The 21,690-nt window shown below is 64.4% G+C and carries 19 protein-coding genes; 9 read left to right on the top strand and 10 right to left on the bottom strand.

Annotated elements, in window-relative coordinates; genetic code table 11:
* The 4 genes from IVA96_RS23840 to IVA96_RS23855 all read left to right on the top strand — a co-directional run bounded on the left by IVA96_RS23840 (position 1) and on the right by IVA96_RS23855 (position 3,889).
* Positions 1 to 798 carry an MBL fold metallo-hydrolase gene (locus IVA96_RS23840; protein WP_247281102.1) on the top strand — a complete coding sequence of 266 codons (798 nt, stop codon included), beginning with the start codon at positions 1 to 3 and terminating at the stop codon, positions 796 to 798.
* A gap of 164 nt (positions 799 to 962) precedes the next feature.
* A complete protein-coding gene (locus IVA96_RS23845; protein ID WP_247281131.1) occupies positions 963 to 1,556 on the top strand; it encodes a TRAP transporter small permease in 594 nt (197 codons plus the stop codon).
* Between the two features lie 2 nt (positions 1,557 to 1,558).
* The gene (locus IVA96_RS23850) at positions 1,559 to 2,872 is read left to right on the top strand and encodes a TRAP transporter large permease subunit (RefSeq protein WP_247281101.1); all 1,314 of its coding nucleotides are present in this window, start codon (positions 1,559 to 1,561) and stop codon (positions 2,870 to 2,872) included.
* A gap of 39 nt (positions 2,873 to 2,911) precedes the next feature.
* Positions 2,912 to 3,889 carry a TRAP transporter substrate-binding protein gene (locus IVA96_RS23855; RefSeq protein ID WP_247281100.1) on the top strand — a complete coding sequence of 326 codons (978 nt, stop codon included), beginning with the start codon at positions 2,912 to 2,914 and terminating at the stop codon, positions 3,887 to 3,889.
* Between the two features lie 72 nt (positions 3,890 to 3,961).
* Here the strand turns inward: IVA96_RS23855 and IVA96_RS23860 are convergent, their stop codons facing one another.
* The 3 genes from IVA96_RS23860 to IVA96_RS23870 are packed head-to-tail and all read right to left on the bottom strand — an operon-like array spanning position 3,962 to position 8,557.
* Complete coding sequence (locus IVA96_RS23860; protein WP_247281099.1) at positions 3,962 to 5,611, bottom strand: acyl-CoA synthetase; 1,650 nt, start codon at positions 5,609 to 5,611, stop codon at positions 3,962 to 3,964.
* 20 nt (positions 5,612 to 5,631) lie between these two features.
* A complete protein-coding gene (locus IVA96_RS23865; RefSeq protein WP_247281098.1) occupies positions 5,632 to 7,521 on the bottom strand; it encodes a TRAP transporter large permease subunit in 1,890 nt (629 codons plus the stop codon).
* Positions 7,522 to 7,537: 16 nt separating this feature from the next.
* Complete coding sequence (locus IVA96_RS23870) at positions 7,538 to 8,557, bottom strand: TRAP transporter substrate-binding protein (protein ID WP_247419514.1); 1,020 nt, start codon at positions 8,555 to 8,557, stop codon at positions 7,538 to 7,540.
* 481 nt (positions 8,558 to 9,038) lie between these two features.
* Here IVA96_RS23870 and IVA96_RS23875 point away from each other — a divergent pair, with 481 nt between their 5' ends.
* Positions 9,039 to 10,244 (top strand): Xaa-Pro peptidase family protein, encoded by a 1,206-nt coding sequence (locus IVA96_RS23875; protein WP_247419516.1) that lies wholly within the window; start codon positions 9,039 to 9,041, stop codon positions 10,242 to 10,244.
* A gap of 142 nt (positions 10,245 to 10,386) precedes the next feature.
* Here IVA96_RS23875 and fsrB read toward each other — a convergent pair whose 3' ends face one another.
* The 4 genes from fsrB to IVA96_RS23895 all read right to left on the bottom strand — a co-directional run bounded on the left by fsrB (position 10,387) and on the right by IVA96_RS23895 (position 16,054).
* Positions 10,387 to 11,679 carry a siderophore utilization protein FsrB gene (fsrB, locus tag IVA96_RS23880; protein ID WP_247419519.1) on the bottom strand — a complete coding sequence of 431 codons (1,293 nt, stop codon included), beginning with the start codon at positions 11,677 to 11,679 and terminating at the stop codon, positions 10,387 to 10,389.
* Positions 11,680 to 11,736: 57 nt separating this feature from the next.
* The gene (locus IVA96_RS23885) at positions 11,737 to 13,725 is read right to left on the bottom strand and encodes a TonB-dependent siderophore receptor (protein WP_247281130.1); all 1,989 of its coding nucleotides are present in this window, start codon (positions 13,723 to 13,725) and stop codon (positions 11,737 to 11,739) included.
* 522 nt (positions 13,726 to 14,247) lie between these two features.
* Entirely contained in the window at positions 14,248 to 14,913 is a 666-nt protein-coding gene (locus IVA96_RS23890; RefSeq protein ID WP_247419522.1) for a methionine ABC transporter permease, read from the bottom strand.
* Positions 14,903 to 16,054, bottom strand: coding sequence for a methionine ABC transporter ATP-binding protein (locus IVA96_RS23895; RefSeq protein ID WP_247419524.1), 1,152 nt, complete (start codon positions 16,052 to 16,054; stop codon positions 14,903 to 14,905). The genes IVA96_RS23890 and IVA96_RS23895 overlap by 11 nt, the downstream gene beginning before the upstream one ends.
* Before the next feature lie 320 nt (positions 16,055 to 16,374).
* Here IVA96_RS23895 and nthA point away from each other — a divergent pair, with 320 nt between their 5' ends.
* From nthA to IVA96_RS23910, 3 genes are read left to right on the top strand one after another with little or no spacing between them, the layout of a single operon-like run.
* Positions 16,375 to 17,007, top strand: coding sequence for a nitrile hydratase subunit alpha (gene nthA, locus IVA96_RS23900; protein WP_247281093.1), 633 nt, complete (start codon positions 16,375 to 16,377; stop codon positions 17,005 to 17,007).
* On the top strand, positions 17,004 to 17,663 hold the full coding sequence (gene nthB / locus IVA96_RS23905) for a nitrile hydratase subunit beta (protein WP_247419526.1): 660 nt from the start codon (positions 17,004 to 17,006) through the stop codon (positions 17,661 to 17,663). Before nthA ends, nthB begins: the two co-directional genes overlap by 4 nt.
* Positions 17,663 to 18,043, top strand: coding sequence for a nitrile hydratase accessory protein (locus IVA96_RS23910; RefSeq protein WP_247419527.1), 381 nt, complete (start codon positions 17,663 to 17,665; stop codon positions 18,041 to 18,043). Before nthB ends, IVA96_RS23910 begins: the two co-directional genes overlap by 1 nt.
* Positions 18,044 to 18,200: 157 nt before the next feature.
* Here IVA96_RS23910 and queC read toward each other — a convergent pair whose 3' ends face one another.
* The gene (gene queC / locus IVA96_RS23915; RefSeq protein WP_247419528.1) at positions 18,201 to 18,917 is read right to left on the bottom strand and encodes a 7-cyano-7-deazaguanine synthase QueC; all 717 of its coding nucleotides are present in this window, start codon (positions 18,915 to 18,917) and stop codon (positions 18,201 to 18,203) included.
* Positions 18,918 to 19,042: 125 nt separating this feature from the next.
* Between queC and mazG the strand changes: the two genes are divergently transcribed.
* Positions 19,043 to 19,897, top strand: a complete 855-nt coding sequence (mazG, locus tag IVA96_RS23920; protein ID WP_247281089.1) for a nucleoside triphosphate pyrophosphohydrolase — start codon at positions 19,043 to 19,045, stop codon at positions 19,895 to 19,897.
* Between the two features lie 59 nt (positions 19,898 to 19,956).
* On the opposite strand, the gene hflX is transcribed toward mazG, so the two are convergent.
* Complete coding sequence (gene hflX, locus IVA96_RS23925) at positions 19,957 to 21,354, bottom strand: GTPase HflX (protein ID WP_247281088.1); 1,398 nt, start codon at positions 21,352 to 21,354, stop codon at positions 19,957 to 19,959.
* Positions 21,355 to 21,365: 11 nt separating this feature from the next.
* Positions 21,366 to 21,614, bottom strand: a complete 249-nt coding sequence (gene hfq / locus IVA96_RS23930) for an RNA chaperone Hfq (RefSeq protein WP_007591126.1) — start codon at positions 21,612 to 21,614, stop codon at positions 21,366 to 21,368.
* Positions 21,615 to 21,690: the final 76 nt, after the last annotated feature.

Raw genomic sequence — 21,690 nt, forward strand, 5'->3', positions numbered from 1 at the left:
ATGACACTGACGCTGACGATCCTGGGCTGCGGCTCCTCCGCCGGCGTGCCGCGCCCGGCGCTCGGCTGGGGCGCCTGCGATCCCAACAATCCCAAGAACCGCCGTCGCCGCTGCTCGCTGCTGGTCGAACGAAAGTCCGAGCACGGCACCACACGCATCTTGATCGACACCTCGCCGGACCTGCGCGAGCAATTGCTTTCCACCAACGTCGACCACATCGATGCCGTGTTCTTGACCCACGAGCATGCCGACCAGACCCATGGCATGGACGATCTGCGTTCGGTCGTCATGCACATGCGACGGCGCATCCCGACCTACTTCAACCAGTCGACCGCGAAGGACATCCTGTCGCGGTTCTCCTACTGCTTCATCTCGCCGGAGGGCAGCGACTATCCGCCGATCCTGACGCGGCATTCGATCGAGGCGGGCGAAAGTCAGACGATTTTGGGGAAGGGCGGCGCGGTGACGATGACCGCCTTCCTGGTGCAGCACGGCAATATTCCCGCGCTCGGCTACCGCATCGGGGATGCCGCCTACACACCCGACCTCAACGACATCCCGCGCGAGAGCTGGGGCGCATTGGAAAATCTGGACCTCTGGATCGTCGACGGCCTGCGCTACACCAGTCATGTCAGCCATTTCAGCATCAACGATGCGCTGTCGTGGATCGAACGTTTCAAGCCGAAGCGCGCGGTCATCACCAACATGACCGCCGACGTCGATTACGAGGTCATCAGGCAGTCGCTGCCCGCGGGCGTGGTGCCGGCCTATGACGGGCTGCGACTGGAGACGCACTAAACCCGCGGTGGAAATTCTCCTGGCAGCCGGCATACACCTTGCTTGTGGCCGCCTCATCATGTTGATCTAACGTCTGAAAGACAGGCGTCGGACAGGGCGATATTCAAGCAGGACCAGCACTTGACGTGCAATCGCCGGGGTCGGTTGAATCGCCTCATGTGAAGATGGGGATTGCGTTGGCAGCGGACGATGTAGCGGCTCGAGGACTGGTGCGACGCGCTCTGGACCTCCTTTATCTCGGCGCGGGCTACGCCGCGGGCGTCTTCCTGGTTGCGATCTTTGCAATCATGATGGTCATGTCGGTCGGGCGTCAGTTTGCGATCAACATTCCCGCCGGCGACGATTTCGCGTCCTGGTGCATGGCCGCGATGGCTTTCCTAGGACTCGCGCACACCTTCAAGCGCGGAGAGATGATCCGTGTCGGCCTGCTGCTGGAGCGTCTGCACGGGCGGACCAAGCAGGTGGCTGAGATCGTTGCGCTCGGCATTGCCGCGGCGTTCATCCTCTATTTCACCTGGCATGCCGTGCGGATGACCTACGATTCCTGGCGCTTTAACGACGTGGCGCAGGGCGTCGTCGCGCTTCCGCTCTGGATTCCGCAGCTCGGCTTTGCTGGCGGCCTTGCGATCCTGTCGATCGCGCTGATCGATGAAATGGTCAATGTCGTCGGCGGCAACCGGCCGAGCTACGAGAAGGGCTCGCCGGACGAGACGCCCGACGAATTCATCGAGCGCATCTCGCAGGGCGGCGGAGGTTGAGCATGGCCAATCTCGGCATGATCGAGCTGTCGTTCATCCTGCTCGGCGTCATGATCCTGCTGCTCGGCAGCGGCGTCTGGATCGCGGTCTCGCTCGGGCTCGTCGGCTTCGTGGCGATGGCGCTAACGACGAGTTTGCCGCTCGGTACGGTGCTCGCCACCACGACCTGGAGCGCGAGCGCGTCCTGGACGCTGGCTGCACTGCCGCTGTTCATCTGGATGGGAGAGATACTTTTCCGGACAAAATTATCGGAAGAGATGTTCCGCGGCCTGTCACCCTGGGTGCAGTGGCTGCCGGGACGGCTGACGCATGTGAATGTGATCGGCTGCGGCATCTTCGCGGCGGTGTCGGGCTCGTCGGCCGCGACCTGTGCGACCATCGGCAAGATCGCACTGCCGGAACTCGACAAGCGTGGCTACGACAAGGGCCTGAGCCTCGGATCGCTCGCGGGCTCCGGCACGCTCGGGCTCTTGATTCCGCCCTCAATCCCGATGGTGGTCTATGCCGTCACGGCGAATGTCTCCGTGCTCCAGGTGTTCCTCGGCGGCTTCCTGCCGGGCGTGCTCGTGATTGTGCTCTATTCCGGCTACATCATCATCTGGTCGCTGCTCAACCCAAAGAAAATTCCGCCGCGCGATCCGCCGATGCCGTTCCGGCAGAAGCTCCGCGAGTCGGCCAAGCTGGCGCCCTGCCTGCTGCTGATCCTGACGGTCTTCCTGTCGCTCGTGCTCGGCTTCGCGACGGCGACGGAATGCGCTGCGTGGGGTGTCTCAGGCGCGCTGCTGCTGGCGTGGTGGAGCGGCACGCTCACGCGCAAGAACTTCCTCGAGAGCATCATGAGCGCGACGCGCCTGACCTGCATGATCATGCTAATCCTGGCAGGCGCGGCCTATACGACGGCTGCGATGGCCTATACGGGTATTCCGGCGGCGCTCGCCACCTGGGTCCAGGGGCAGCAGCTCACACCCGGCATGCTCGCCCTCTATCTCAGCATCATGTACATCATCCTGGGATGCCTGATCGACGGCATTTCGATGATCGTCCTGACCGCCGTCATCGTACTGCCCATGGTCAGGCAGGCGGGCCTCGATCTGGTCTGGTTCGGCGTCTATCTCATCATCCACGTCGAGATGGCGCAAATCACGCCACCGGTGGGCTTCAATCTGTTCGTGCTCCAGAACATGAGTGGCCGCGATACGTTCACCGTTGCACGGGCGGCCTTCCCATTCTTCGTCCTGCTGCTGGCCGCCGTGTTCATCATCACGGAGTATCCGCAGATCGTGATGTTCTTGCCGAAGCTTGCTTTCCCAGACTGAGCATACCCGTCTTTCAGATTGACCTTAAGGAGAAGCCCGATGATGTCTCGTTTAGTCCGCGCGTGCCTGATCGCCGGCGTCGTGATGGCCGCGGCACCTGCTTTGGCCCAGACCAAATGGAATTTGCCGGCCGCCTATCCTGCCGACAATCCGCACTCCGAAAATCTGATCGCCTTCGCCAAGGACGTCGAGGCCGCCACGTCCGGCAAGCTCCAGATCACCGTTCATCCGGGGGCCTCGCTGTTCAAGGCGCCCGACATCAAGCGCGCGGTGGTGACCGGGCAGGCGCAGATGGGTGAGGTGCTGCTGTCGATCCACGAGAACGAGGACCCGCTCTTCGGTGTCGACGTCGTGCCGTTCCTCGCGACCAGCTTCCCCGACGCGATGAAGCTGTATCAGGCCTCCAAGTCCGCGATCGCCAAGAAGCTCGATGCGCAGGGCCTCAAGCTGCTGTTCGCCGTGCCGTGGGCGCCGCAGGGCGTCTACGTCAACAAGCCGCTCGCGACGATCGAAGACATGAAGGGCCTGAAGTGGCGCGCCTATAATGTCGGCACCGCGCGCATCGGCGAGTTGGTCGGCGCACAATCGGTCACGATCCAGGCTGCCGAACTGCCGCAGGCACTTGCGACCGGCGTGGTGAACTCCTTCATGTCGTCGGGCGGCACGGGTTACGATGCGAAGGCCTGGGAGTCGCTCAAATACTTCTACGACGTGCAGGCCTGGATTCCGAAGGACTACACCTTCGTGAACAAGGCCGCGTTCGAGGCGCTCGACAAGCCGACGCAGGAGGCGATCCTCAAGGCGGCTGCGACGGCGGAAACCCGCGGCTGGAAGGCCTGGCAAGACAAGAGCACCTGGTACATCGAACAGCTCAAGGCCAAAGGCATGACGGTGGAGCCGCCGAGCCCCGCCCTCAAGGCCGGCTTCCAGAAGATCGGCGAGCAGCTCACCGCCGACTGGCTCAAGAAGGCCGGACCCGATGGCCAGGCGCTGATCGACGCCTACAAGAAGATGTGAGGACAAAGCAAAATCCTGCCCCACCAAACAGGCGTGGGAGCAGGATTTACTCGCAGGCTGCGCGAGGTGACCTCAGGCCGAGATCGCCTTGGCCGAGCCGACCTCGTTGCGCAGCAGGAATTTCTGGATCTTGCCGGTCGAAGTCTTTGGAATCGGCCCGAATACGACAGCTTTCGGCGTCTTGAACCCAGACATGTGGCTGCGGCAGAAGGCGATGATGTCAGCCTCGCTCGCGCTGGCGCCGTCCTTCAGCTCGACGAAGGCGCAGGGCACCTCGCCCCATTTCGGATCGGGCTTGGCGACCACGGCGGCGAACAGCACGGCCGGGTGCTTGTAGAGGATGTCCTCGACCTCGACGGATGAGATGTTCTCGCCGCCGGAGATGATAATATCCTTGGACCGGTCCTTGATGATGACGTAGCCGTGCTCGTCGAGCACGCCGAGGTCGCCGGTGTGAAACCAGCCGCCCTCGAAGGCTTCCTTGGTCGCCTTCTCGTTCTTGAGGTAGCCCTTCATCACGATGTTGCCGCGGAACATGACCTCGCCGATGGTCTCGCCGTCGCGCGGCACCTCTTGCATCGTCTGCGGATTGATGACGGTGACGGCTTCCTGAAGCGGGTAGGGCACGCCTTGCCGGCGCTTCATGCGCGCGCGTTCGGCGGGCGGAAGCTCGTCCCAGCCGGGCTGCTCGGCGCAGACGGAGGCGGGGCCGTAGACCTCGGTCAGCCCGTAGACATGCGTCAGCTTGATGCCGATGCTTTCGGCGCCTTCGAGCACGGCGACGGGCGGCGCCGCACCTGCGATCAGGCCGACGACGCGGCGCGCGACCTCGCCCTTTGGCGCGTCGGGCGCATTGATCAGCGTGTTGTAGACGATCGGCGCGCCGCACATGTGGGTGACGCCGTGCTGCCTGATCAGCTCGAAGATTTTGGTCGGCTCGACCTTGCGCAGGCAGACATTGATGCCGGCTGAGGCTGCGATGGTCCAGGGGAAGCACCAACCGTTGCAATGGAACATCGGCAGCGTCCAGAGATACACCGGGTGCTGACCGAGATTGCCGGCGAGGATGTTGCTGACGGCATTCAGATACGCGCCGCGATGATGGGTGACCACGCCCTTGGGATTTCCCGTGGTGCCCGAGGTGTAGCTCAGCGCGATCGCATCCCATTCGTCGGTCGGCAGGACGGCCTCGAAGTTCGGGTCGCCTTGCGCGACGGCGTCCTCGTACTCGATCTCGCCGATGCGCTTGCCGCCCTTGAAGGCGGCATCGTCGACGTCGATCACGAATGGCCTTGGCCCGGTCATGTGTGCGAGTGCGTCACTGATGACACCGGAGAATTCCGGGTCAACCAGGATGATCTTGGCCCCGCCATGGTCAAGCTGAAACGCGATGGAAGGCGCATCGAGGCGGATGTTGAGCGCGTTGAGCACGGCGCCCGTCATGGGGACGGCAAAGTGCGCCTCGTTCATCGCCGGAACGTTCGGCAGCATCGCAGCAACGGTGTCACCGACGCCGATGCCCTTGCCTGTCAGGTAAGAGGCAAAGCGTCGGCAGCGCTCGTGCGTCTGCGCCCAGGTGAAGCTGCGGCCCTCATAGACGCTGCTGACGTGATCGGGATAGACGGCGGCGCTTCGCGCGAGGAAGCTCAACGGGCTGAGGGGCACATAATTGGCGGGGGTCTTGTCGAGGCCGATATTGTACTGGTTCTGCCGCTCACTCATCGACACCTCCTGAAAGCGCCTTAAAGGAATCCGATCGAGATCCAGGGGAAGATCGCGACGATGATCAATCCCACGAGCAGCGCCAGCAGATAGCCCCAGATCGGCCTGATGCCTTCGGCCGGGTCGACGCGTCCAATGGCGCAGGCGGCATAATAGCCGACGCCGAAGGGTGGGGCGAATAGCCCGATACCCATGGCGAGAATGATCACCATCGCATAGTGCACCTCGTGCACGCCGACGGCGCGGGCGATCGGGAACAGCAGCGGCCCGAACAGCACGATTGCCGGAATGCCCTCCAGCACGCTGCCGAGAATGGTGAAGGCCAGAATCGAGACGGCGATGAAGGTCGCCGCCCCGCCGGGCAATCCCGTCATGGCCGCCGCCAGCGAGCGCGAGAAGCCGGATTGGGTCAGGCCCCACGCCATGCCGGTTGCGGTGCCGATGATCAGCAGGATTGCGCCCGACAGCGCTGCGGTCTCGACCAGCATGGGAAACAACCGCCGCCAGTCGAAGCGGCGGTACACCAGAACGCCGACAAGGGCGCCGTAGACGATGCCGATGGTGGAGACCTCGGTGGCGGTCGCGATGCCCTCGACCACGGCGTAGCGGATCACGAAGGGCAGCGCGAGTGCGGGCAGGGCGATGATGAAAGTCCTGCCGACCTCGGATGCCTTGGCGCGGCGGACGTGGCTCATGTCCTCGTGGCGGTAGCGCCACCACACCAGCATGCAGAGCGTGATCGCCAGCACCACGCCGGGCAATAGACCGCCGGTGAAGAGGGCGGCGATCGACACGCCCGTGACCGAGCCGATGGTGATCAGCACGAGGCTGGGCGGAATGGTCTCGGTCTGGGCCCCCGTCGCCGCAAGGAGCGCGACGAGGTCGCCGGGCCTGGCGCCGCGCTGCTTCATCTCCGGGAACAGCACCGGCGCGACCGCCGCCATATCGGCGGCCTTGGCGCCGGAGATGCCGGAGACCAGGTACATCGCGCCGACCAGCACATAATGCAGGCCGCCGCGGACATGCCCGAGCAGGCTCGCCAGGAACGCCACCATGGCCCGCGCCATGCCGGTCATCTCGATCAGCAGCCCCAGGAACACGAACAGCGGCACCGAGAGCAGGATGAGGTGGCTCATGCCCTCATCCATCCGGCCGACCAGCACCATCACCGGCGTGCGCGTGGTCAGCGCCAGATAGCCGAAGATCGCGAGCCCGAAGCCGAACGCAATGGGAACGCCGGCAAAGACGCAGAAGCCGGCAACGCCGACGAAGAAGATGACCAGGTTGAGATTGCCGAGGGGGCGCAGCGATGGCTCCGCCAGCCAGAATGCGCCGATCAGGACCGCAACCGACAATACGGCGGCTGCAACCATCCGGTAATCGGCGGCGCGCAGCAGCCGCAGCAAGGCGAACGCCGCCATCAAGCCGATGCCGGCCGGCAGCGCCGCAGCACGCCACATATTCGAGATCTGGAGCGCCGGTGTGGTGATGTAGCTCTCTTCATAAGCATAGTCGCAGGACGGCCAGACGATCAGCACCAGGAACGCCAGCGCGGCCGATGTCGCGATCAGATCGAGATAGGCCCGCAACGCGGGCCGGGCACTGGCGACGACCGCGGTCATGCGCATGTGCTCGGAGCGGCGGAATGCGACTGCCGCGCCCAGCATGGCGAGCCACAGGAACAGGATCGAGGCGAGCTCGTCTGACCAGATCAGCGGCCGATGCAGTCCGTAGCGCGCAACCACGCCGGCAAACAGGATCGCGATCTCGGCGACGACCAGGATCGCCGCCGGGATCTCCACAAGAAGGCCAAGTGCGCGCTCCAGCGAAGCCAGCAACGAAGGTCGGCGAGGGGACTGAACAGTCGCCTCGCCCGCCACTTCGGTCACCTCGACTTCGACATGAGGCATGACGAGGCCTAACGCGTTACGACAGCTTGCCCACCGCCTTTTCCAGGAGGTCCCAGGCTTGATCGCCGTATTTGCCCTTCCATTCGGCATAGAAGCCGGCGGACCGCAGCTTGTCGCGGAACGGGGCCACGGCCGGCTGGTTGAAGGTCAGGCCCTTGCCCGCCAGCTCCTGCTGGAGATTGGCGTTGAGCTTGGCGGTATCCTCACGCTCCTTGACGGCAGCGGCGTTGATGTTCTTGGCGACGACGGTGCGTACGTCCTGCGGCAGCTTTTCCCAGGCACGGCGGTTGGCCAGGAACCAGAAGCCGTCCCACATGTGGTTGGTCAGCGAGCAGTACTTCTGCACCTCGTACAGCTTTGCGGTCGAGATGATCGCCAGCGGGTTCTCCTGGCCCTCGACGATCTTGGTCTGGAGCGCCGAATAGACCTCGGCGAAATTGATCGAGGCGGGCGCTGCATCGAATGCCTTGAACATCGAAGTCCATAGCGGCGACACCGGCACGCGGATCTTGAATCCCTTGAGATCGTCCGGACCGGTGATCGGCTTGGTCGACGATGTGGTCTGGCGGAAGCCGTTGTCCCAGATCTTGTCCATGACCTCGAGCCCGGCCTTCTTGATCTCGCCGCGGACGAGGGCGCCGAGATCGCCGTCCATGGCCTTCCAGACCGTGTCGTAGTCCGGGAACGCGAAGCCGATGCCGTTGATGGACGCCGCCGGCACCAGGGTCGAGAGGATCAGCCCTGACAGCGTGAAGAACTCGACGCCGCCGGAGCGGATCTGGCTCAGCATGTCGGTGTCGGACCCGAGCTGGTTGTTTGGAAAGATCTGGAGGTCGAACTTGCCGTTGGTCTCGGCCTTGATCGCCGCGGCCATCTCCTTGGCGCGCACGTTCAGCGGATGGCTGTCCGGCAGGTTGTTGGCGTATTTGTAGGTGAACTCGGCGCTCTGGGCGCGGGCCACATGGGGCGCACTGAGGCCGCCCAGGACCGCGGTCGCGGCGGAGGCCTTGAGAAGCGTGCGTCGGGAAAAGCTCATGGGTCTGCTTCCTCGGAGTTTGTTGTTGTTGTGAGATGCAAACCTATACGGACGCCGGGTCAGAAGGTCATCTGCGATCTCGTGAAGGCTCGCTTATTGCAGTCGGACAACGTCGCGGCAATATCCGGCTTTCGGAGAGATGGCCGCACAAAAAATGCGAAAACAACCCCATGCACAGTAGCCGCCAAAGAGCCGGTGCGGCGGCCGGCGCAAACCCGAAAATGGCCCCGGAGCGAAGGTGTAGTGGCAGGAATTTCATCTAAATGACTGATCTAATTATACATAAAGATATTCCATAATATACCTTATGCGAATCGTGGATATGGGCGTGCGCGGGTTGGGGCGCCTGACCTCCGAGCTATTCGGACCCTACTTCCGGCCCTAACATCAGGAGCCAACTGACCACCCGGCTATTAAGTCGGATGGTCATGATCAGGAATTCGCAGGCAGATCAAACCGCCGCGACCATGGGAGGTTCGTCATGCAGGAGACCGTTGCCGTTGCCGGCGCCGCCACCTCGGGCGCCATTCCGTTCGATGCCGCCAAGCTCGACCGTCTCATGGAGGCCGCCGGCCTCGACGTCCTGATCGCGACCTCCAAGCACAATGTGCAGTATCTGCTGGGCGCCGAGCGCGCGATCTTCTTCGGCTACATGGACGCGCTCGGCGTCAGCCGCTATTTGCCGGTCCTGGTCTATCCCAAGGGCGCACCTGAGAAAGCGGTCTATGTCGGCCACCGGCTGGAGACCCATCAGCGCGCGGTCGCGCCGCCCTGGGTGCCGCAGGTCCGGACCGAATCCAATGGTTCGGTGGACGCCATTGCGCAGGCTGCGGGCCTGATTCGGCAGGCCGGCGTGCCATTGAACCGGATCGGTATCGAGATGCCGTTCATGCCGATGGACGCCGGGAAGGCGCTGGCCGACACCCTGCCCGGTGCCGAGCTCAAGGATGCGGTGCTGGTGCTGGAGCGGCTGCGGGCAGTCAAGTCGGCGGAGGAATTGGCGAAGCTGAAGACGGCGTCCGAGCTCGTCGTCGCATCCATGCTGGCGGTGATCGCCGGGCACGGTCGGGGCACGACCAAGCGGCAATTGTCGGAGGCGTTGCGCCTCGCCGAAGCCAACCGCGGCCTGACCTTCGAGTATTGCCTGCTGGCCTGCGGCAGCAGCCACAACCGGGCGCCATCGGCGCAGCACTGGGAGCAAGGCGAGGTGCTGTCGCTGGACTCCGGCGGCAATTATCACGGCTATATCGGCGACGTCGCCCGCATGGCCGTGTTGGGCGCGCCGGATGCGGAGCTGAAGGATTGTCTGGCCGAAATCGAGGCGGTCCAGCGCGCCGCCTTCGCGGCCGTCCGGCCGGGCGCCTTGGGCGGCGACATCTACGTCGCGGCCGAACGCCAGCTCGCCCAGATCACCCAGCGCGACTGCACCGATTTCCTCGCCCACGGCATGGGGCTCGTCAGCCACGAAGCCCCTCGCCTGACCGCCAGAGGTCCGATTCCCTACGACGACACCGACGCCCGTCAACCGCTCGAAGCCGGCATGGTGGTCTCGATCGAGACCACAATGAAGCATCCGAGGCGCGGCTTCATCAAGCTCGAGGATACAGTTGCGGTGACGTCGACGGGCTACGAAATTTTCGGCGAAGGTGGCCGCGGGTGGAATCTTGGCGGCAGCGCCTTAGCGTAGCGGCGGTTGATCGAGCTGGCTCTGCGCCCTTCTTGACGCCCGCCGCGAACCAGCTCTGGCTCGGCGCTTCCTTGGCGAAGCATTTCGCGCAGGTCGAGATAATGCCGCTCGGCGCGGCCGCATAGCTGGGCGATGCCACGCCCTACTCTGCTGGCGTGAGCTGCTGCTGGCCGAGGCGCATCGCCGCGGTCTCGCGCGCGCGGACGCGGGCACGGCGCTTGCGCCACCAGATCACGACGCCGGTGACCGAGAGTGCCGCCACGACGAGGCCCATGATCGAGATCAGGATGCGGCCGAACAGCCCGACGATGCGGCCCGAATGCAGCGGGAATTGCGCCTGCACGAAGATGTCGGCGGCGGTGCCGACCCAGGGCAGCCGTGCGCCAATGGGGCGGCCATCCTCGCTGTCGTAATAAAGCTGCGCCGGGCCGACGCCGCCGGCGCCGTGATCATCGCCAGGATGGAAAAAAGCGGCGGCATAGACGCCATGGGCCGGGCCGTAGCTGATCGCGCCGACCGGGGTGGTCCACCCTCGCCCCTTGCCGTCGGCCGCCGCGCGCGCCGCAATCTCGGCAAAGGTGACCTTGGGCTCGATGGGATCGTCGAGATCGCGATAAGGCCGCTGCTCATAGGGCGTCGGGGTGTAGTTCGACACCATCTTCATCAGCGGCGAGAACACCTCGAAATAGAGGTTCAGCGAGAATGCCGTGAAGGCGATGACGAACAGCACGCCCCAGGTCCACAGGCTGAAGGCACGGTGGATGTCGAAATTGATCCGGTAGGCGCTGCCCGAAGTCTTGATGGTCCAGGCTGGCGCCCAGCGCGCCCAGAAACCGCGCTCGAGCTGGCGCGTGACTTCCGGCGCCCGCGCCGCCTTGGCGCGCCTGCGCGAGGGCAGCGTCAGATAGAAGCCGACGAAGCAATCGATGGTCCAGATGATGGCGATCACGCCGAGCACGCGCATGCCCCAGCGGTCGCTGCCCCAGAATTCCGGGATGTGCATGGTGTAGTGCAGCTTGTAAAGGAAGGAGACGAAATTCTCCCGCGTCACCGGCCATACCGCGCCCCAATAGCGCCGGCCGAGCTCGGCGCCGGTGTTGGGATCGAGGAAGACCTGATTGTAGTCGAGCGGGTAACGCTTGCCGGTTGCGGGATCGATCCGCGGCATGACGAAGAACCACAGCGAGTGGCCCTCCTCCGGCGTCATGAAGAGATAGACGACGCGCGCGCGGGGATCGCGCTGCTCGATCATCTTGGCGAGCTCGATCGAGGGAATCGCCGGACCCTTGCTGCTGACGTCGAACAGGTGACTGTTCAGGACATCGTCGATCTCGTGATCCCAGGAGATGATCGCCCCGGTGATGCCGGAGAAGAACAGGAAGCCGGCGGTGAGCAGTCCCGCCCAGCGATGCAACCTGCCGAATATCGCTCTCATCGTCTCCCACTCTCATCCATCAGGTCCGGCTCCCCATTCCCGGACCTCGGTGCGAACTCACCAGCGGTAGGTCAACTTGCCGATCGCTTTGCGCCCCTCGGCATACATGCAGCCCGACAGGCTGTAACACGCAGCGACATAGCGCGTGTCGGCAAGGTTGGTCACGTTGAGCGACAGCCGCCAATTGTCACGGGTGTAGGCGAGCAGCGCGTCGAGCACGGTCGAGGATCCCACCTTGAACGTGTTGGCATCGTCACCCCAGGTCGCGCCGACATAGCGGATGCCGCCGCCGAACTGCAGGCCTGCGAGCGGCCCGTTTTGAAGCGTGTAATCGCTCCACAGCGAGGCGCGGTTGAGCGGCACGGTGACGGGGGCCTTGCCGACATTCACCGGATCCTGCGTGACCATGGCGTCGACATAGGCATAGGCCGCGCGCAGGTTCCAGCCGTCCGCGAGCGACATCGTGCCTTCGAGTTCGATGCCGCGCGATTTCACCTGACCTGTCTGTTCGGCAAAGACGATCCCAGGCGCGTAGGTGACGACGTTGTCGCGCGTCAGGTCGAAAGCGGCGAAGGTGAACAGCGCATTCCATCCGATCGGCTGGTACTTGACTCCGACTTCGTACTGGACGCCCGTCTCGGGATTGAGCATCTGCCCGGCCGGTCCTGTCGCGAGCACCGGCAGAAACGACTCGGAATAGCTGAAATAAGGGGCGATGCCGTTGTCGAAATTGTACATGACGGCGGCGCGGCCGGTGAAGGCCGAAGCATCCTTCGAGACCGACGTGTTGGTGATACCGCTGTCGAGCTGCGTCGTCACGAAATCCTGGCGGCCGCCGAGCTGAAACGACAGCCGACCGAGCTTGATCTGATCCTGCGCGTAGAGGCCGACCTGCGACTGCTTGACGCCGGTGTTGTCGTACATGCCGCCGAGGGTCCAATCGTAGCTGTAGACCGGGTTGAAGACGTTGACCTCCGGCGACGACGTCGTGACGGCAAAGGCTGTGTCGCGAAATGCGGTGTTGCGATAGTCGATCCCGACCAGCGTGGTATGGCTGAGGATGCCGGTGGTGAACTTGCCCTGGAGCTGGTTGTCCACCGCGAAGGAATTGATGTAGGAGTTGCTGTAGCTGCCGAAACGCCCCAGCTGCCCCGCCGCCTCGTCAGTGTATCCCGTGCCGTAGAAGGTCTTTTCCTCGTTGTGCTGATAGGCGTAGCGCAGGTTCTGGCGGAACGTGATGTTGTCGGTGAAATTGTGCGAGAGCTGGTAGCCGGCGGTCGCAATCTCGGTGTTGAACGCGTTGAAGCTCGGCACTCCCGCGAAGAACGAGACCGGGATGGTGCGGCCGTTGTTCGGCCACACCGTGCCCGAAGCCGGCAGGAACTGAAGGCCCCACCCTGCCCGATCCCTCTGATAGTTGGCGAGGAGCGTGATCGTCGTGTCCTCGTTCGGCTTGAAGGTGACGGCGGGCGCGATGAAGACGCGGTTGTCCTTGGTGAAGTCGACTTGGGTCTCGCCGTCGCGGACCACACCGGTGAGGCGCCACAGCACGGTGCCTTCCTTGTTGGCAGGGCCGCCCATGTCGAACTGGCCCTGATAGCGATTGAAGCTGCCGCCCGAGATCGAGGCCTCGCCGAACTGCTGCGCGGTCGGCAGCTTGATCACATAGTTGAGGATGCCGCCCGTGCCGCTGCCGCCATACATCGCCGAGGACGGCCCCTTGAGGACCTCGATGCGCTCGGCCCCGTAGGGATCGAGGCCGTTGAAGTGCACGTAGTTGCTGGATGGAATCCGCAAGCCGTCGACGTAGAGGCCTGACATGGTCGTGTCGAAGCCGCGGATCTGGAGGGCGCCGAAGCGCGTGTCCGATCCGCCATTGACGTCGCCGCTGATGCCCGCGCTGTAGCGCAGCGCCTCGCCGATCGAGACCGCACCCTGATTCCTGACCTGATCGGTGGTGACGACGGATACTGATTGTGGGGTTTCGATCAGCGGCGTATCCGTCTTGGTGGCGGTGCCGCTCCGCGTGGCAACGAAACCGCGCACCGGGCCATTGGCGCGTTCGCCGGTACCGCCATTCGATGCCGATGCCGACTGGGTTGGCGCAGCCTGTTGCGCCGGAGCGCGACGATTGGCACGTGCGGTGCGTGTTGCCGACGACCGCCGGGACGAGGCAACCGCGGCCGGACGGCCGCGCTGCGCCGGCGCGTCGACGGTGACAGCGGGAATCTGAGTCTGCGCCTGCACGGAACTGAAGGGCACGGCGAAAGAGAATGTGCTGACCGCTCCGAGGAAAAGCACCTGAATCTGTCGAAGACGCGTATCGGAACGCGAAGGAAGTCGGAAGTCGGTCACGTCGCTCAAGGCCCCACGCACTGCCGGCTTTGCCGGTATCGTTTTTGATGCCCCGGCCTAACTCAGGCTGTTTCGGAGTGCGATAGGAACAGCGTTAGAATCTCTCCAGACGTGTGCGCAGCAAGTGCGGCGAATGCGCTCAGTCGCGATTCGGAATTTGGAATGTTTCCAGGCAGACAAGAAACGGCCTGTCGGGAATATCTCGAAACGGCGTCAGCGATGCCGCAGGCGCCGGTTGACGCGGCGCGCCAGATAGTCGCCCGCGCTCTGAACGAGCTGTACCAGCGCAATCAGCACGACGACGACGGCGAGCATCATCTCCGGCATGAAGCGCTGATAGCCGTAGCGAATGCCGAGATCACCTAAACCCCCGCCCCCGACGGCACCGACCATGGCGGAATAGCCGAGCAGGCTGACCACCGCGAGTGTCAGCGCCAGCAGCAGCCCCGGCAGCGCCTCGGGGATCAGCACCTTGAGCACGATCTGGATTGGCGAGGCGCCGAACGAGGACGCCGTCTCGATCAGGCCACCATCGACCTCGCGGATGGCGGCTTCGACGAGGCGTGCGATGAACGGTGTCGAGGCAATCGTCAGCGGCACGATCGCCGCGGTCGAGCCGATCGAGGTGCCGGCGACGAGGCGCGTGAACGGGATGATGGCGACGACCAGGATGATGAAGGGCGTGGAACGCGTCGCGTTGACGATGATGCCGAGCACGCCGTTGATGGCAGGCGCTGCAAACAGCTCCCCCTTGCGGCTGGTCGCGAGAAAGACGCCGAGCGGCAGCCCGAAGACGGTGCCGAGCAGCGCCGCGGTGCCGACCATGAACAGGGTTTCGCCCGTGGCCTGGACGATCAGGTTGATGAGTTCAGGCGACATGGCCGAGACGCTCCGCCGGGAATTGATATCGAGAAAGCCAGGCGAGCGTCCGCATCACCGCGTCCTCTCCGCCAAAAATGCCAACGGGAATGCCGAGAACGAGTGAGCCGACGTGCTGACCGCTGATCTCGTCGATGCGCGCCGAGAGCAGTGCAACGTCGAGGTCGAGCTCACGGGCAAGCCGCGCCACCAGTGTATCGCCGGCGCCGGCGCCGCGGACCTGGACTCGGATCACAGCCTGCCCGCCTGCGACCGGCTCCGGAACAATGCGGCTCGCCAGCGACACAGGCAGACTGTCGCCGATCACCTCCGCCAGGAAGGATTGCGTGATCGGGTGCCTGGGATGGGTGAAGATGTCGGCGACGTGGCCGCTCTCGACCACATGGCCGGCGTCGAGCACCACCACTTCCTTGGCGAGCTGACGCACCACCGACATTTCGTGCGTGATCAGCACGATCGTCACGCCCAGCTCGCGATTGATGCTCGCGAGCAGGTCGAGGATCGCGCGCGTGGTCTGCGGATCGAGCGCGGAGGTCGCCTCGTCCGACAGCAGCACACTCGGCCGCGTCGCCAGCGCCCGCGCGATGCCGACGCGCTGCTTCTGGCCGCCGGAGAGCTCCGCGGGATAGCGATCGTGCTTGTCGGCGATCCCAACCAGCGCCAGCAGCTCGGCGACACGGGCCTTGGTGTCGGCCTTGCCCCAGCCGGCGATTTCGAGCGGCAGCGCGATATTATCGGCCGCGGTGCGCGACGACAGCAGGTTGAAGTGCTGGAAGATCATGCCGATCGAGCGCTGCGCCAGCCGCAGCTCGCGCCCTGCAAGCGCCGAGATGTCTCTGTTATCGACGATGACGCGGCCCGTGGTCGGCTTCTCCAGCCCATTGATCAGCCGGACCAGGCTCGATTTGCCGGCGCCGGAGCGGCCGATCACGCCGGTGATGGAGCCGCGCGGAATCGCGAAGTCGATGTCTTGCAGCGCCCTAACCCCGGGCTTGCCGCGATAGGCCGGATAGGTTTTTGAGATGCCTGCGAACCGGACCATCGCGTCCGGCTCGGTCATGGCGGGTGAAATCGCTTCAGACGTCTGGATCGGCTGTCCGATCGCAAGCGATTGGTGGGCGTTCATGGCGGCGGCCTTCATGCACAATGGTCGCTTGCCCGCAAACCGGGTCGCATCGCGCGACGGAGATGGAACTGCGATGAGGGCTCAGAAAGCGCGCTGCATCGCAGCACGCACCATCGCCCTTTCAGACCCTTCTTGCAATCTCAGATATCGGCGGCAGTTGGTCAAAGTTTTCCCGATCGCTCTTTGGCGAAGAAAAATCATCTGCCGGGCTGTCGTCTGATCCGAGCACGGCGAATCCGGACCTGCGGCCCTGGCATCGACCTCACTTTGCATCCTACCGTGGCGCCAGCACGCATCCTCGACAGGCGGGGACCTTTGCGCCTATCTTTCGTCCCATGAGCCATGATCACGACCACCATCACCACGATCACGATCATTCCGAACTATCGGAAACCGAGCTGCGCGTGCGCGCTCTCGAGACGATCCTGACCGAAAAAGGTTACGTGGAGCCGGCCGCGCTCGATGCCATCATCGAGGCCTACGAGACCAAGATCGGCCCGCATAATGGCGCACGCGTCGTCGCCAAGGCCTGGACCGATCCGGCGTTCAAACAGGCGCTGCTGGAGGACGGCTCAAAAGCCATCGGCACGCTCGGGCATGTCAGCCGCGTCGGTGACCATCTCGTCGTGGTCGAGAACACGCCGCAGCGTCACAACATGGTCGTGTGCACGCTATGCTCCTGCTATCCCTGGGAAATGCTGGGATTGCCGCCGGTCTGGTACAAGGCCGCGCCCTACCGCTCCCGTGCGGTGAAGGACCCGCGCGGCGTGCTCGCCGATTTCGGCGTCACGTTGCCGAAGAAGATCGAAATCCGTGTCTGGGATTCTACTGCCGAGACGCGCTTCCTGGTGCTGCCGATGCGCCCCGAAGGCACGGAAGGCTGGAGCGAAGAGCAGCTCGCCGAGCTCGTCACCCGCGACTCCATGATCGGCACCGGCTTTCCCAAGACGCCGGGAGCGCCGTCGTGAACGGCGTGCACGACATGGGCGGCATGGACGGGTTCGGTAAGGTCGAGCCCGAGCCGAACGAGCCGATGTTCCACGCCGATTGGGAATCGCGTGTCCTCGCGATGGTGCGGGCGATGGGCGCGGCCGGTGCCTTCAACATCGACACCTCGCGGTACTATCGCGAGACGCTGCCGCCGGACGTCTATCTGTCGAGCTCCTACTACAAGAAGTGGTTTCTCGGGCTCGAGGAGATGCTAATCGAGAAGGGCTATCTCACCAGGGAGGAGGTCGCTGCCGGCCACGCGATGCAGCCCGCAAAGCCGCTCAAGCACGGCAAGTTCGATCTCGCCAATGTCGAGCGCGTGATAGTGCGCGGCAAGTTCGCCCGCCCTGCCCCGGCCCCGGCGAAATTTGCGATCGGCGATCGCGTGCGCGCCAAGAACATTCATCCGGCGACGCATACACGGCTGCCGCGCTATGTGCGCGGCCATGTCGGCGTCGTCGAGCTCAACCATGGCTGCCACGTGTTTCCTGACACGGCGGCGATGGAGCGCGGCGAAAATCCGCAATGGCTCTACACGGTCGTGTTCGAGGGCCGCGATCTCTGGGGGGCGGACGGCGATCCGAACTCGAAGGTCTCGATCGACGCGTTCGAGCCCTATCTGGATCCGGCGTGATGAGCCGTACGCTTGCGGCCGCCGCGACGGCGGCCATTCCGAGCATTCCCCGTGACGACGACGGCCCGGTGTTCCGCGCGCCCTGGGAGGCGCATGCGTTTGCGATGGCGCTCACCCTGCACGAACGCGGCGTGTTCACCTGGCCGGAATGGGCCGCCGCACTGGCCGACGAGATCAAGCGCGCACAGGCCGCTGGCGATCCCGATACGGGCGAGACCTATTACCTGCACTGGCTCGCCACGCTGGAAGGCCTCGTCGCACGCAAGGGCGTCGCCTCGACGGAGACGCTTCACCGCTACCGCAACGCCTGGGACCACGCCGCCGATCGCACGCCGCATGGCAAGCCGATCGAGCTGCGGCCGGAGGATTTTAAGGGGTAGTGCTTCGTGCGTGGCGCGGGCAGTGCATCCCCAAACACAGCTGTCATCAACCGCGAAGGCGGTGATGACAGTATTCCAGAGACGCTTGTGGGAACGGAGAAGCCGCGGCGTACTGGATTGCCCGCCTTCGCGGGGAATGACAGTGGTGCGGGAGCCGCTATTTGCGCCCCGCCGCAAACTCCCGCCACCCCTTCGCACGCAGGCTGCAGGCCGGGCACTCGCCGCAGCCGTAGCCCCACTCATGCTGCGCGCCGCGTTCACCGAGATAGCAGGTGTGGGACTGCTCGCGGATGAGATCGACGAGGCCGTCGCCGCCGAGATCGTGGGCCAGCTTCCATGTCGCGGCCTTGTCGATCCACATCAGCGGCGTATGCAGCTCGAAGGCTCTCGCCATGCCGAGCGAGAGCGCGGCCTGCATGGCGCGGATGGTCTCGTCGCGGCAATCGGGATAGCCGGAATAATCGGTCTCGCACATGCCGCCGACGATGTGGCTGATACCGCGCCGGTAGGCCAGCGCCGCGGCGAAGGTCAAGAACACCAGATTGCGCCCGGGTACGAAGGTGTTGGGCAGCCCGTCGGCGCCCATCGCGATCGCGACGTCCCGCGTCAACGCCGTCTCGGACACGGCCGCCAGCGTCGGGATCGACAGCGTGTGGCTGTCGCCGAGCCTTGTGGCCCAATCCGCGCGCAGGCCCTTGATGCCCTCGAGCAGGCGGTCGCGGCAGGCGAGCTCGATGGCATGGCGCTGGCCATAGTCGAACCCCAGAGTCTCCACGCGGGCGAAACGGCTGAGTGCCCAGGCGAGGCAGGTGGTGGAATCCTGGCCACCGGAAAACAGCACCAAGGCGGTCTGTGATGAAAATGCGCTACTCATGGTCCGCGCTTTAGCACCGCGCAGACCGCCCGCCAATCGGTGGAAATCAGCCTGTTCCGCCGCGCTCCGCTGGGAACGGGCGCCCGCTTTTGGCATAAGGTTTGGAGCCAGGAGACTGCCCCGCAATGACCCCTTCCCGCGACATCTCCCGCCTGATCGAGATCATGGCGGCGCTGCGCACGCCGGTGACCGGCTGCCCCTGGGACCTCGAGCAGGATTTCGCGACCATCGCGCCCTACACGATCGAGGAAGCCTATGAGGTGGTCGATGCCATCACACGGGGCGACCTCGACGATCTGCGCGAGGAGCTCGGCGACCTCCTATTGCAGGTCGTGTTCCACGCCCAGATGGCTGAGGAGCAGAACGCGTTCGCGTTTGGCGACGTCGTCGAAGCCATCACCCGCAAGATGATCCGCCGCCATCCTCATGTCTTCGCCGACAAGGACGGAAATCTCGCCTCCTCTCACGTCAAGGAAGTCTGGGACCGCATCAAGGCCGAGGAGAAAGCCGAGCGCGCCGCGCGCCGGCCGCCGGAGGACGCGCCGGCGCGCAAATCACTGCTGTCGGGCGTGAAGGCCGGCCAGCCCGCACTGACACGCGCCATGGAGCTTCAGCGCACGGCCTCCACCGTCGGCTTCGACTGGAACGATCCGCGCGCGGTCTTGCAAAAGATCCGCGAGGAAGCCGACGAGATCGAGGCCGCGCTCGACCGCAACGACAAGCAGGAATTAGCGGAGGAGACGGGCGACCTGATGTTCGCCCTCGTCAACCTCGCCCGCCATGTCGATGCCGATCCGGAAAGCGCCTTGCGGGCGACGAATGCAAAATTCGAGCGGCGCTTCGCCTATATCGAACGCGCGCTGGAGGCGCAGGGGCGCACGCTGGAGCAGGCCTCGCTCGCGGAAATGGATGCGCTATGGAACGAGGCGAAGGTCGACGAAAAGCCGGCGTCGGAGGGACGCAAAGAAGTTCGCCGTTAACCAAAATGTCGTCCTGGACAAGCGCGCCTCAAGCGCGCGCAGATCCGGGACGACAGCGTCTACGCTGAGAGATGCGGCACCGCATCGAACCTAGACACCACGATATCCCGCTTGGTCTCGTCGACCCGCACGGTCATGTCGAAGCGGCCGTCGTGCAGCTTCTTGGACAGCACCTCGGAATTGCGATGCAGCCAGGAGATGCCGGCGCCGTCGGCGGCGTCGATGGAGAGATCCAGCGTGGTGCGTTTGGCCGCGAGCCGTTGCTCGATCGCGGCGAGCAGTGCTTCCACCCCTTCGCCCGACACGGCGGAGACCAGCATCGCCGGATGGTCCTCCGGCCTGCGTGCGGCGATGTTCAAAAGCTCTTCGCGCTGTTCGGCATCGTAACGATCGATCTTGTTCCAGACTTCGATGATGCGGCCGGAATCATCAGGGTTGATGCCGAGCTGGCGCAGCACCGCGTCGACGTCGCTCTGCTGCGCTTCGGCATCCTCATGCGAGATGTCGCGGACATGCAGGATGACGTCCGCCTCCAACACCTCCTCCAGCGTGGCGCGGAAGGCGGCGACGAGCTGTGTCGGCAGATTGGAAATGAAGCCGACCGTGTCGGACAGCATCGCCTTGCCGCCGTGCGGCAGGTTCAGCGCCCGCAGGGTCGGGTCGAGCGTCGCGAACAGCATGTCGGCGGCCTGCACGTCGGCGCGCGTCAGGCGATTGAACAGCGTCGATTTGCCGGCATTGGTGTAGCCGACCAGCGCGACGACGCGATACGGGACGCGCTGGCGCCCGGCCCGGTGCAGGCGGCGCGTCGCCTGCACCTTCTTCAGTTCGCCCTCCAGCTTGGAGATGCGCTCCTGGATCAGGCGGCGGTCGGCTTCGATCTGCGTCTCGCCGGGACCGCCCATGAATCCGAAACCGCCGCGCTGGCGTTCGAGATGGGTCCATGAGCGCACCAGGCGCGAGCGCTGATAGTTGAGATGGGCGAGTTCGACCTGGAGCGAGCCTTCCCTGGTCTTGGCGCGGCGGCCGAAGATTTCCAGAATAAGCCCGGTGCGGTCGAGCACCTTGGCGTGCAGCTCCTTCTCGAGATTGCGCTGCTGGATCGGCGCCAGCGCGCAATCCATTACCACGAGCTCGACATCGAGGCTTTTGATCAGCCCCGCGATCTCCTCGACCTTGCCCTTGCCGATATAGGTCGCCGGCCTGATCTGGCTGATCGGCGCGATAATGGCGTCGGCAATGACGAGATCGATCGCGCGCGCGAGGCCCGCGGCTTCATCGAGCCGGGCCTCGGCGTTACGCAGGACTTGATTAGACAAGCCATGGTTTTCCGATTGCACGTCGGCACTGCCCGCGCGCACACGCAAGTAGGGGCCGATGACAAGCACCCGCCCCGTCTGCTTAGCCCCTGCCGGCCGCGGACGGTCGGCATCCCCGTCGAAATTTCGGGGTTCCAATCAGATCACTCTCAAGCCGGCTGATCCTCGCCGCCTTCGAACAACTGGATCGGCGCACCCGGCATGATGGTCGATATCGCATGCTTGTAGACAAGCTGCGAGTGACCGTCGCGCCGAAGCAGCAGACAGAAATTGTCGAACCAGGTCACGATGCCCTGGAGCTTCACTCCGTTGACCAGAAAGATCGTCAGTGGCGTCTTGGTTTTGCGAACGTGATTAAGGAAGGTGTCCTGCAGGTTTTGTGCGCGGTCTGCCGCCATTGTTTTTATCTCGCTTTGAGTTTCTTTTTATTGCGCCGGTTGCGGCCCTCTTTTGAAATTCGGAGCCTCTTCCGGT

It is taken from the genome of Bradyrhizobium sp. 159 (genome assembly GCF_023073795.1).
Taxonomy (GTDB): Bacteria; Pseudomonadota; Alphaproteobacteria; order Rhizobiales; family Xanthobacteraceae; genus Bradyrhizobium.